Origin of the sequence: Gordonia ajococcus, from assembly GCF_012974285.1 — a bacterium.
GTDB lineage: Bacteria > Actinomycetota > Actinomycetes > Mycobacteriales > Mycobacteriaceae > Gordonia > Gordonia amicalis.
The window spans coordinates 3996782-4010670 of sequence record NZ_CP052884.1; the positions used below are offsets into that span (position 1 = coordinate 3996782).

The window sequence follows — 13889 nt, forward strand, 5'->3', positions numbered from 1 at the left end:
TCACTGTGCCGGCAAGATCCGAAGTGCCTTGTCCAACAACGGACCGATCAGGGCGAGGGCCGCTCCATCGGCCATGCCGAGATGGGGGACGTCGACGTCGTGGTTCACGACGTCGCCGCTGACGTAAGGTCGCCAACTCGCCGCCACCCGGGCGGGATTCTCCTTGTCGGCGATGGCGGTGAACACGACGACGTCACCCGACAGCGCCGACGGCGTGTGTTCGGCCATTACGGTGTCGGCGACGCGGAAGCTCGTCATGATCCGGTCGATCTGATCGTCGTCGAGCAGTCCGGTGGCCCGCAGCTGGGTCCGGATCAGCTCGGCGACCTGTTCCGGCGTCGCCTCCCCTCCGTCGGCGGGTTCCAGATCGAACAGTGTCCGCCATGCCCCGAGCAGTTCGGCCACATCAGGCTCGGACTCCGTGCGATCATCGCGGGCGAGATCGGCCACCGACGGGGCCGCGTCCATGAGCGCGACGAGCCCGACGGTCTCTCCGGACGCCTGGATCTGCACCGCGATCTCCTGGGCGATCACACCACCGAGAGACCAACCGAGCAGGTGGTACGGGCCGGTCGGTTGCACCGCGCGGATCTCGCTCAGATAACGACGCGCCATCTCCACGACCGAATCGGCAGGTTCCTCACCCGTCACCACGTGCGGGTCCTGTACGCCGTAGATCGGCCGGTCCGCCACATATGGCGCCAGACCGCCGTAGAACCACGCCAGACCGCCTGCAGGATGCACACAGAAGAGTGGCGCACCCCGTCCCTCGGCCCGTAGCGGGATCACGATGTCACCGGTCAGCGCGGCCGACGATTCGGCCCGGAGATCTGCGAGCACACGGCTGGCGAGACCTCTCACGGTCGGGTCTGCGAAGAGCCACGCGAGATCGACCGCACGACCGGTCTTTTCACGCAATCGTCCGATGACGCGCGCCGCCGACAAGGAGTTGCCACCGAGGTCGAAGAACGACTCGGTCACGCTCACGCGTTCGATCCCCAGAACCTCGCCGACGACCTCGGCGATGAGCGACTCGGTCTCGTCTGCCGGCGGCACGTATTCCGCCGGCTTTACAACAGGCTGCGGGAGAGCCTTCCGGTCGATCTTGCCCGCCGCGCTGAGGGGCATCTCCTCGAGGACGACCCATGCAGTGGGCCTCATGTACTCGGGTAGGCCCCGGGCCACGACGTCCTTGACGACGTCCAGATCGACGGCTGCGGGGTCCGCCCCGGCGACATAACCCACCAGGCGCTCTTCGCCGGCTGCCTCCACGACCGCCGCGACCGCGTGCGCGACGCCCGGAGCCGATGCGGCGACCGACTCGATCTCACCGAGTTCGATGCGCTGACCACGTAGCTTGACCTGGAAATCGGTGCGGCCCAGGTACTCCAACTGCCCGCCTTCGTTCCACCGGACGAGGTCGCCCGTGCGATAGAGACGTGCGCCCGGGGCACCGAACGGATCGGCGACGAAGCGGTCGGCCGTCAGATCGGCGCGACTCGAGTAGGCACGAGCCAACTGCACACCTCCGAGGTACAGCTCACCGTTGACCCCGACGGGTACCGGACGCAATCGCGCATCCAGAACCCGCACCGTCGTGTTCCACACCGGTACGCCGATCGGGATGACGGTGTCGCCCGCCGACACCGGGTGATGGGTGACGTCCACCGCTGCCTCGGTGGGCCCGTAGAGGTTGTGCACGCTCACCTCCGGCAGCCTCGTCGACGCGTCCGCGGCCACGGACACCGGCAACGCCTCACCGGAAGTGAACAGCCGCCGAACGGAGTCGAGACGTCCGACGCCGTCCGGCCCGATCACCTCGAGGAATGTCGAGAGCATGGACGGGACGAAGTGCAGGGTCGACACCGCCTGGTCGGCGATCACCTGGGCCAGATAGTGCGGATCCCGATGCCCGTCCGGGCGTGCGATGACCAGTCGGGCGCCGGTCATCAACGGCCAGAAGAGCTCCCACACCGACACATCGAACGTCACCGGGGTCTTCTGCAGCACCACGTCGTCACCGGCGATCGGGAAGGCGCCCTGCATCCACTCCAGGCGGTTGACGATCGCCGCGTGCGAGACCGCGACACCCTTGGGACGCCCGGTCGAGCCGGAGGTGAAGAGGGTGTAGGCGAGGTGGTCCGGTAGCAGGACGCCGGTGCGCTCCTCGGCCGACACCCAACGGGGTGCATGGCGTCCGACGGGCTCGTCACAGTCGACGACGACACGGTCCAGATCGAGGTCTGGGAGCTGCTCTCCTGCGCCGGCCACCAGGGCCAGTCGCACCCCTGCGGTCGTCGCGATATGGCGCAGCCGATCCGCCGGCGCATCCACGTCGATCGGGACGTAGTGTCCGCCCGCGGCGACTACGGCGTGCACGGCGACCAGGAGCTCGACCGATCTCGGAATCGCGACTGCCACCGGCACGTCTGGCCCGACACCCCGCTCGATCAGGGTTCGCGCCAGACGGGCCACGCGTCCACCGAACTCAGCGTAAGAGACCTCCCGGCCCTCCACCACCAGGGCGGTCGCGTCCGGGGTGGCGGCGATCTGTCGTCCGACGAGATCGGGTAGCACTGCGGGCGCCACCGACACGTCGGGTCCAGATTCCCACTCGGCCACCTGCGCGGTGTCCTGGTCGAAGACCGGAACGTCGCCGACCGCGAGGCCGGGATCCACCGTGGCGCTGTCGAGTACCCGTACCAACTGGTCAGCCATGCGCTCGGCCGTCGCGGCGTCGAAGAGGTCGGTGGCGTAGATCAGGGATCCGTGCCAAGGATCGCCCGATCCCGCCGTCGTGATCCCGAAGGTGAGGTCGACTTGAGCCGGATAGTCGGCCGGGGCCACCGGTTCGACAGTCAGGTCGTCCCCGTCCACGTCGGCGTCCGGCGCGGACGGCGAGGGCTGACCGAATGTCAGCATCACCTGGGACAGAGGCGCGAACGACTGTGACCGGACGGGGTTGAGCTTCTCCACGAGATACTCGAACGGCACGTCGGAGTTGGCGAACGCGTCGAGGTCGGTCGTGCGGACCTGGTCGACCAGCTCGGCGAAAGTCGTTCCCGGCCTCACCTCAGTGCGCAGAACCAGGGTGTTCACGAACATTCCGACGAGGTCGTCGATCTCCCGCCGGCCACGACCCGCGACCGGCGTGCCGATGGCGATGTCGTCGTCTGCCGACAGTCGCGACAGCAGCACGGCGAGCGCTGCGTGAACCACCATGAACGGTGTCACACCGAGGAGTCGCGCGGTTTGTGCCGTCCTGTCCGCGACGGCGGGCGGCACCTCGAATTCCACGAGGGCCCCGCGCTGCGAGGCGACGGCGGGACGCGGGCGGTCCGTGGGGATGTCGATGACGTCCGGAATGCCGGCGAGGTGCTCGACCCAGTAGTCGAGCTGTCGTCCCAGAACGGATCGGCGATCGTCGACGGACCCGAGGACGGCGCGTTGCCAGAGCGCGACGTCGGCGAACTGCACCGGCAGCGGCGCCCAGTTCGGCTCCGATCCGGTGCGGCGCGACTCGTAGGCGACCACGAGGTCGCGCACGAACGGTCCCATGGACTCACCGTCGGCAGCGATGTGATGGACGACCACGGCCAGCAGATGCGATCGCCCGTCCGAGGTCTCGGCGAACAGGCGCACCCGTAACGGGGAGTCGACTGTCACGTCGAAACCTCGCGTCGCGGCGGCGATCAGTTCCTCCTGGGATTCGACCACGGCGAAATCGAGATCGCGCAGGGCGTCTCGCGGTTCGGCAATCGCCTGGACCGGGTCGCCGTCGATCGACGGATAAGTCGTCCGCAGCACCTCGTGGCGCTCGACGACGTCGCCGAGCGCGGCCTGCAGGGCGTCGACGTCGAGCGGCCCCCGCAGACGCAGTCCGGTCGGGATGTTGTACGCCGGCGACGTGGTGTCGAGCTGATTGATGAACCACATGCGCTGCTGCGCCAGTGACAGGGGAACACGTTCAGGCCGTGGCCCTGCGACGATCGGCGCGACACCGGTTCCGTCCGGCGGGGGCAGATGCCGGGCGAGTTCGGCAACCGACGGATGATCGAAGAGATCGCGCACCCCGACTCGACGGTCCACCAGTTCCGACAGCCGTCCGGCGACCCGGGTCGCCGACAGGGAGTTACCACCCAGGTCGAAGAACGACGCCGTCACCGACACATCGTCGACCGCGAGGACCTCGCGGAAAACTGCGGCGATCGCCTCCTCCGACGGGTTCCGCGGCGCCACCGTCTCGGTGGAGGCGAACTCGGGTTCCGGGAGAGCCCGGCGGTCGGCCTTGCCGATCGGGTTCAGCGGAATCCGTTCGAGCACCATCAGACTCGAGGGGACCATGTAGGCGGGCAACAGTGCCCCCAATTCGGACAGGATCTGCCCCGGCGTCTTGTCGACCCCGCCGGAGAGCGTGACATAACCGGCCAGTGCGGTGCCCGCCGGGCGCTCGACGGCGATGACTGCCGCCGCGGTCACCTCCTCGACTCGCAACAGCGCCGACTCGACCTCGCCGGTCTCGATACGCAGACCGCGGACCTTCACCTGGAAGTCCGTGCGACCCACATACTCGAGTTGATCGTCAGACCGCCACTTGACGAGATCGCCGGTGCGATACATCCGCGACCCCGGTTCGCCGTAGGGGTCCGCCACGAATCGCTCGGCGGTCAGCCCGCTCTGGTTGACGTAGCCGCGCGACAACTCCGGCCCCGCCAGATAGAGCTCGCCCGCCATGCCGACCGGGACCGGGTGCAGGGACTCGTCGAGGACCCGAGGGGCGACACCGGGCATCGGATCGCCGATCACCACACGCGCACCTGGCCGGAGATCGCGAGCAGTTATCGCGATGATCGTGGTCTCGGTGGGGCCGTACCCGTTGTACAGGGTGCGCCCGCCATCCGGTGTGACCCACCGGGCGACCTCGGTCTCGGGCACCGCTTCGCCCCCGAGCATGAGGTTCGTGAGTACACCATCGGCGACATCGGGCATGGTCGCCGCGACACTGGGGACGAGGAACGCGTGAGTGGTTCGGTGCTCGTCGACGAAACGCGTCAGCTCCGGTCCGCCGTAGGTGTCCGCCGGTGACACCACCAGGGTGGCTCCGTTCGGGAACGCGCCCAGTACCTCGAGCATCGTGGCGTCGAAGGCCGGTGAGCTGACTGCCAGCCACCGCGACGAGGGGCCCGAACGGTGCTTGTCGCGTAGACCGTCGGCGACGTTGCGCAAGCCGGTGTGGCTGACCATGACACCCTTCGGGCGTCCGGTGGAACCAGAGGTGAAGATCGCGTACGCGGCGTTGTGCGGGCGGATCGGCGCCCCACGGTCGGCGTCGGTGACCGGATCGGACGGCCACCGGTTCGAGATCGTCTGCAGGGCAGCGTGGTCGATGACGATCCACTCGGGTCCGGCCGGGAGCGACTCGACGCTCGCGGCCTCGGCCAGGCCGAGTGCCGCACCGCTGTCCTCGACGACCATCCGCACCCGATCGCTGGGGTACTTCGGGTCGATGGGCGTGAGGACCCCGCCGGCCTTGGCCACCGCCCACATCGCGATGTACATCAGGTCGGACCTGGAGAAGGCCGACAACACCATTGATTCCACGCGGACACCGCGCTCGATCAGCATCCTGGCCAGGGAGTTGCTCAGTTCGTCGACGCGGGCATAGGTCAGTGCACTGCCGTCGTAGATCACTGCGGTCGACGACGCATGGCGAGCCGCGGAGCCACTCAGCATCTCGGGGAGGGTGAGCACCGGGGCCGGCGTCGCACCCGTGACCGCGAGCCGTGCGGTCATCGCCTCGGCGTCGAGCAACTCGATCTGCCCGATGATGCGCTCGGGGTCGGCGGCGAACGATCCCAGTAGCCGACGGACGACCGCGGCGAAGCCGGCGACGGTCGGCTCGTCGAACACGTCCGGCAGGTACTTCAGTGTCAGCGTGAGACCACCCGCCGACGGCGCCGCGGCGAGGGTCAGCGGGTAATGCGTCGCGTCGCGCCCGGACACACCGCGGACCTCGAGTTCACCGCCTGCGACGGCGTCCGCCGCGCTCGACGTATCGACCGGATAGGACTCGTACACCGTCAGGGTGTCGAAGAGAGCGCTCTCCCCGATCGCCGCGGCGATCTCGGCGAGTCCGATGTGGTGGTGGTCCAGCACCGCGGTCTTCGCGCGCTGTAGCCGTCCCATGACGTCGGCAACCGTTGCGCGGGGGTCGACGTCGACGGCGACCGGCAGGGTGTTGATGAACAGCCCCACGATGGCCTCGGCACCGTCGAGATCGGCGGGCCGGCCGGAGACGGTCTCGCCGAACACCACCGACCGCTGCCCCGTCATACGCGACAACAGGACCGCCCACGCGGTCTGCAGCACCACGGACAGGGTCAACTCTCGCGTACGTGCTAGCTCGGTCAGCGACGCTGCCGCCGCCGCGTCGAGCTCGACCGCGAGATCGCGCGGAAGGGGCCGCTGCTCCGGCGACATCTGTGTCGGGGCGACGAGTGTCGGACCCTCTACCCCGGCAAGGGTCTCGCGCCAGGCCGCCAGTCCGGCGTCGCGATCGCGATGGCCCAACCATCGCAGGAATGCGTCGTAACCTGACGCATCAGACGCGGTCAGGATCGACCCGGTGAAGTAGGCGACGAGGAGATCGGTGAGCACCAGCGGTCCCGACCACCCGTCGAGGAGGATGTGATGGTTGGTGATCACCAGGCTGTGACGGTCGCCCGGTTCGGCGATCAGCGCGAAGCGGATGAGTCCGGGCCGCGCCATCTCGAACCGCGATTCCCGCTCCGCGTCGGCCACCGCGTTCCGGCGGTCGTCGAGTTCGGCGGCGGAGACATCGCGCAGATCGACCACCGACCACTCGGGCTCGACCTCAGGCGGGACCACTGCGACGACGGTTCCGGCGTTCGTGCGCACGTAGGCCGACCGGAGGATCGCATGGCGTGCGAGCAACAGTCGACTCGCGTGACGCATCCGGTCCGGCTCGAGCGTCCCGTGCAGTGACAGCGTGGCCTGGGTGACGTACACGTCCGCCGCTTCGTATTCCGCTGCCAGCTCGGCCTGATAGAAGAGTCCGCGCTGGAGCGGGGACAGCGGCCAGATCTCGGCGTCGCCGAAACGTGCGGTGAGATCGTCGACCTCCGCCTGGGTCAGCCCGGGAGCCAAGACATCCGACGGAGTCCGGCCCGGGACGCCGCCGTCGCCGACCCAGCCGACGAGAGTCCGCAGTGCCTCGAGCCAGCGACCGGCGATCTCGGTCACCTCGGCGTCGTCGAGGACCGCCGACGGGAAGGTGAGTTCGGCGTGCAGCACTCGGCGTCCGTCGACGACGATCGTCGACACGTTCACCGAGAGCACCGCGGAGACCGCCATCGCCCCCGATGCGGTCGGCGGGAGGCTGTAGCGCTCGGGCACCGGGGTGAACGGGACCAGGTCACCGTTCTCCACCGCCGCCGCGGTGTTGCCGAAGTAGTTGAAGCTCACCTCGGGTAGCGGCCGGTCGCGCAGACCCGACGCGGGGTCGAGGTAGCGGGCGGAGCCGAAGGACAGGCCCCGGGCAGGCATGGACCGGCGTGTCTCCTTGACCGCCTTGACACGCTGGACCAGTGCCGCGGCGTCAGCGGGAGTACTGCCGGCCACGTCGACTTCGATCGGCATGATCGAGGTGAACCAGCCGACGGTGCGGGCGAGATCCGCGCCCGGCGCGACCTCCTCCTCCCGACCGTGTCCTTCGAGCAGCACCGGTACCGACCCGAGTTCTCCCGACGCACCGACGGCGACGGCGAGGGCTGCGATCAGTGCGTCGTCGACGGCCGATCGGAAGGCGGCCGGTACGTCGACGAGCAACGGTTCGGCGACATCCGCGGGAACCTCGACGGCCAGGCTCCGGACGGTAGACATCCTGTCCCGGGCACGATCGAGGGGTGCCCACGCCTGCGGCCCCGCGGGCAGCTGGCGGCTCCAGAACGCCCGGTCGGCGTCGCTCGAGTCGGCGAGGCCGGCGAGTACGTCCGCCCACCGGCGGAACGACGTGCCAACCGGCTGCAGTTCCACGACCGCACCGGCGGCCACCTGAGCCCATGCAGTGGCGAGATCGGTGACGAGCACCTGCCAGGAGACCGCGTCCACGGCCAGGTGGTGGACCACGACGAGTAGACGGCCGTTCTCCCCATCGGTGGGCCGGAGCGCGACGAACTGCGCCATCGTGCCGGTCGCAGGATCGAGTCGGCCGAGGGCCTGCCGGTGGGCATCGAGCACGGTGGAAGTGAACTCTGTCTCGCCGGGTCGTGCCGAGGTCTCCATCATGCTGATCGCGGCTGTCGCGTCGAACGGCCCGCCCGCGGTCAGGACCGGCACGCCGTCGTCGTCAACCGCGAACGTCGCCGACAACATCGGATGGTGGGCGACGACCGCCGAGATGACTTGGGCGAGTTGTTCTTCGGTGAACACGTCGGGTAGGGCCAGTACCGCCGACTGGGAGAAGTCGGCAATGTCGGCGAGGGTGGCGGCATGCTCGAGCAACCAGTGCGCCATCGGGGGCGCGGTAACCGGACCGGTTGCGCCACCAGGCAATTCGGCGAGGACTTCGCCCTCACCACTACGGGCGACAGCGGCCAGGGCCCGGACCGTGCGGTACTCGAAGATGTCCCGCGGGGTGACGGTCAGTCCAGCGGCACGGAGTAGCGAGGACAACTGGATGGACATGATGCTGTCGCCGCCCAGTTCGAAGAACGAACGGGTAACCGAGATCTGGGGGTCACCCAGGACCATCGAGAAGACGTCGGCAAGGACCTGTTCGGTCGGGGTGGCCGGGGACTCGAAGGTGTCGTTGTCGACGATTCCCGGGACCGGCAAACCCGTCCGGTCGAGCTTGCCCGTCGGCGTGAGTGGAACCTCGTCCATTGCCACGATCGCCGACGGCACCATGTATTCCGCGAGCCGCCCGGCCAGTCGCTTCCGCGCGGCTTCGGCGTCGAAGGCGGCAGGCTCCGTGGTCACCACGTAGCCGATGAGGCGCTTGGTCCCCGTCGGACTGTCCATCCCGAGCGTGAACGCCTGATCGACTCCCGGCTCCTCGCTCAGCGCGGCGTCGATCTCCCCCAGCTCGACTCGCTGACCGTTGATCTTGACCTGGAAGTCCGAGCGTCCTGCGTAGAGAAGTTCGTGGTCGACGGTCCAGCGAGCGAGGTCGCCCGTCCGGTACATGCGTGTGCCGGGGGACGCGAACGGCGCGGCTACGAAGCGCGCGGCCGTGAGATCGGGTCGATGGAGGTATCCGCGGCCGACGCCATCGGCGATGACGTAGATTTCGCCGACGACTCCCACGGGAACGGGCTGCAGACGATTGTCGAGGAGCACCACGGCGAAGCCGGGGATCGGGCGCCCGATCGTGATCGGACGGTCCGGCACCATCGCGCCGACGGTGGACAGCACCGTGGCCTCGGCGGGACCGTAGAAGTTCCAGATCGGACTCAGGTTCGCGAAGCGGGCCACCAGCTCAGGCGGGCAGGGCTCGCCTGCGGTCAGGAGGTGACGGACCGTGGGAATCAACTCTGGGTACAGGGTCCCGAGAACGGACGGCGTGACAACCATGTCGGTGACGCCGCCCGCCGTGACCACCTCTGCCAGAGGTTCGCCGGCATAGGCATCCGCCGGCGCGATCACGGTCGTGAAACCGGGTAGGTAACCCCACATCAACTCGAAGAACGCAGCGTCGAAACTCGGTGACGCCACGTGCAGCACCCGCACGTCGGGCCCCTTCCCGGACACCGTGAGCTGCCGGGAGAGGAGGTCGGCGATGCCGCGGTGGGAAACCGCCACGGCCTTGGGCCGCCCGGTCGATCCCGAGGTGTAGATGAGATAGGCGAGGTTGTCGAGGCGAACCGCCGCCAGGCGTTCACCGTCGGCGATCGGGGCATCCGACCGACCCGCTATCCGGGCGCCGGTCGCGGGATCGTCCAGCACCACCCAGTCGGTGTCGGTCAGCCCACGGAAGGACGCCGCGTCGCCCGCGACGGTCACACCGACCGACACCCGCGAATCGGTGAGCATGTGACGAATCCGGTCGGCGGGGTGCCGCGGATCCACCGGAAGGTGGGCGCCGCCGGCCTTGATGACCGACCACACCGCGATCACCGACTCCATGGACCGCGAGATGCCAACTGCTACGGGAATTTCCGGACCGACGCCACGTTCGATGAGTTCTCGGGCGAACCTGTTGGTCACCGCCTCGAACTCAGGGTAGGTCATGACCCGGTCCCCCTCGATCACCGCGGGGCGATCGAGGTCGAGGTCTCGCGCGGCGAGCATGTCGGTCAAGGTGGCCGGTTGGACACCCTCGGTACGGGCGAGGGCCACAGGCGCCAGCCGAGCGCGTGTCTCGTCGTCGACGATGGCGATCTCCCCGACCGGTCGGTCCGGATCCGCAGTCATCGCGGCCAGGACCAGGCGGAGCACACCGACGAAACGGTCGACGGTATCCGTGTCGAAAAGTGTGGCGGCGAAGGAGACCTCACCGCGGAGTTCCCGGGCGTCGGACTCACCGGCACGTTCGGTGAAAGCGAAGGCGAGGTCGAACTTCGTCGCGGGGGCGGCGGCTTCCTCGAAGCCCACCCCGAACGACGTGAGTGCCTCGGCGATGTCTTCCTGGTCGGATTCCACGAGATAGTTGAAGCCGACCTGGAAGAGCGGTGCATGCGCGGTGGATCGTTGCGGCGCAATCGCTTCGACGATCTGCTCGAATGGCACATCGGCGTGCGCGAACGCGTCGAGATCCTCCTGCCGAACGCGGGCGAGCAAGTCGCGGACAGACTCCGCAGAGTCGACGACGGTTCGCAACACCACCGTGTTCACGAACATGCCCACCATCTCGTCGAGTGCGGCCTCGCCACGTCCGGCGACGGCCGCGCCGACCGCGATGTCGTCGGTCCCGGCCACGCGTGCGAGGGTCGCGGCGAGCGCGGCGTGGACGACCATGAACGGTGTCCCGCCGACGGCACCGGCGAGTTCACCCACCGCGCCCATGACCGCGGGCTCGATGGTGAAGTCGACCCGGCCCGCGGTCGGATCGAACACCGGCGGCCGTGGGCGGTCGGTGGGCAGGGGCAACACCTCAGGCAGGTCGACGAGGCGCCCCCGCCAGTATTCGATCTGTGCCGCGAGAACGGAAGAGGGGTCGTCCGGGTCTCCGAGAACCCGGCGCTGCCACAGGGCGAAGTCCGCGTACTGCACCGGGAGGGCCCGCCATTCCGGTGCCCGGCCGCTGACCCGGGCGGCGTATGCGGTGACCAGATCGCGGGCGAGGACGGGGGCCGACTCGCCGTCCGAGGCGATGTGATGGGTCACGAGGAGCACCAGGTGGTCGCCGGCGTCGACCTCGGCCACCCGGACCCGGATGGGCAGATCGCGCTTGACGTCGAAACCCTCGACGGCAGCGGCACGTATGTCGTCGGCGCTCCCGGCCGTCCGCCAGTCCAGGCGTCGGGCGGCCTCATCCACGTCGAGCACCTGCTGGTGAGGGGTGCCGTCCTCGGCGGGGAAGACGGTGCGCAGCACCTCGTGTCGTGCCACCGTGTCGGTGACCGCGGCATGCAGCGCGTCGAGGTCGAGGTCACCGGCCACCCGCAATGCGACGGGCACGTTGTACGCCGGTGAGGTGGTGTCGAACTGGTTGATGAACCACATTCTCTGCTGGGCGTAGGACAGCGGGATGCGGACCGGGCGCGGACCCGCGACCAGGGGTTCGCGACCCGAGGCGTCACGTCCAGCGGTGCCGGCCACCAGGGCACGCACGCTCGGCGCATCGAACAGGTCACGCGCGGAGACCGGCCGGCCGAGGCGTTCGCTGACACGGGCGACGACCCTGGTCGCCGACAGAGAATTGCCCCCGAGATCGAAGAACGAGTCGGTGACCGACACCTGTTCCACGCCGAGCACATCGGCGAATACCGCGGCGACATGGGCTTCGGCATCGTCGGCCGGGGCGACGTACTCCCCCACCTCGATGACCGGCTCTGGGAGTGCGGCCTTGTCGAGCTTGCCGACCGGTGTCAGCGGCAGAGAGTCAAGCACCGTGATCGACGCCGGAACCATGTGCGCCGGTAGCCGTTCGGACAGGTGTGTCCGCAGTTCGGTCACATCGATCGAGTCGCGGTCGCCGACCACGTATGCGGCCAGCGCCGTTGCCACCGACCCGCCGACCCCGACCACCACCGCGGAGTCCACGGCACGGTGCGAGGTCAGCGTGCTCTCGATCTCCCCGAGTTCGATGCGTAGACCGCGCAGCTTGACCTGGTCGTCGCTGCGGCCCGAGTACTCGAGTACGACCTGGCCGGAGTCGTCCTTGCGCCACCGCACGACGTCACCGGTCCGGTACATGCGGTCCCCGGGAATCCCGTACGGATTGGCGACGAACCGCACCGCGGTCAGCGCCGGGTGGTCCAGGTAGCCACGCGAGATGGCGTGTCCGACGACGTACAGCTCACCGGGCACTCCGACGGGCACAGGCTTGAGCCGGTTGTCGAGGACCAGCAGCCCGACGCCGTCGATCGGACGGCCCAGGTACACCGGCGCACCGATATGCATCGGCTCGCTGATGGTGACACCGATGGTGGTCTCGGTCGGGCCGTACAGGTTCTGGATCCGACGCATCGTCGCCCAGTCGTCCTTGAGTGCCTGAGGCACCGCTTCGCCGCCGGCGTAGACGACGCGCAGGGCCGGCAGCGCCGTGGACTGCAACGTGGACAGGACCGTCGGCGTCAAGAACGTATGGGTGACCGCCTGCCGCATCATGAAGTCCTGCAGCTCCGGCCCGCCGACCGCCTCGCTCGGACGGTAGATCAGGACACCACCGCTGACGGTCGCCAGCAGGTACTCCAGCACCGACGCATCGAAGCTCGGCGACGCGAAGCCCAGCACGCGACTGTATTCGTCTGCGCTGGAACGCTTCCGTTCCTCGGCGGCGAAGTTCGCGAGACCGGTGTGGGTGACGACGACACCCTTCGGCCGCCCGGTCGATCCCGACGTGAAGATCACGTAGGCGGTGTTGTGCACCCGCGTCGGTGTCGGCCGTTCCTCATCGACGATCGGATCGGCGCTCATCGTCTCGATCTCGGCGACGACGCCGGGATCGTCGAGACGCTCCCAGCTGCCGAACCGGCCCCGCGGCAGCTCGCCGGACCCTGAGACGCTGAGGCCGAGAACGGCTCCGGAGTCCTCGACCATCGCCGCGACCCGCTCGGACGGATAGTCGGGATCGATGGGCACATATGCGCCACCGGTCTTGGCCACCGCCCAGATCGCGGTCAACAACCGGGCGGAGCGGCCGATGGCGAGGGCGACCAGGGTCTCGGTCCCGACCCCGCGGCGTAGCAGCCATCGGGCCAGCCGGTTGGACTCTGCGTCGAGCTGCGCGTACGTGAGGGTCGCTCCCTCTGCGTCGACGACTGCCTGGCGTGGTCCCCAGGTCGTGGCGGCCTCGGCGAAGATCTCCCGCAGCAGGACCGGTGCGGTGCTCGGACCGCTGACGGCGAGTACCTCTGGGTCTGTGCCCTCCAGCGGATCGAGTACCCGGTAGCCGGCGCCTCCGGCGACCGAGGAGGACTCCGGCGCCTGGGCCGCCGCGGGGCCACCGTGGTCCCGCGCCCGCAGGGGGAGGTCACCCACTGCCACCGACGGATCCGCCAGTGCCGCCTCGAGGATTCCGACGAGATAGTCGCCGAAGGTCAGCACGGTGGTCGCCTCGAACAGGTCGGTGGCGTACAGCAGCGCGATACGCCAGTCGCCCTCGCCGGGCACGACTCCGACCAGCAGATCGACGCGGGCCGGGACCGAGCCGGTGATGACCGGCGCGACCTGCAGGCCGGCTATCTCCCCAGCCGCAAGATCTG

The 13889-nt window shown here is 68.9% G+C and carries 1 protein-coding gene (cut by a window edge); it reads right to left on the reverse strand.

The genetic code is table 11. The features are described 5' to 3' along the window. Window positions 1-13889 carry the 3' portion of a non-ribosomal peptide synthase/polyketide synthase gene (locus GAA2_RS18240; RefSeq protein ID WP_191834500.1) on the reverse strand. Its footprint extends 20530 nt past the window's final position, so the window shows 13889 of its 34419 coding nt (coding positions 20531-34419); its start codon lies beyond the right edge, outside the window; it ends in the stop codon at window positions 1-3.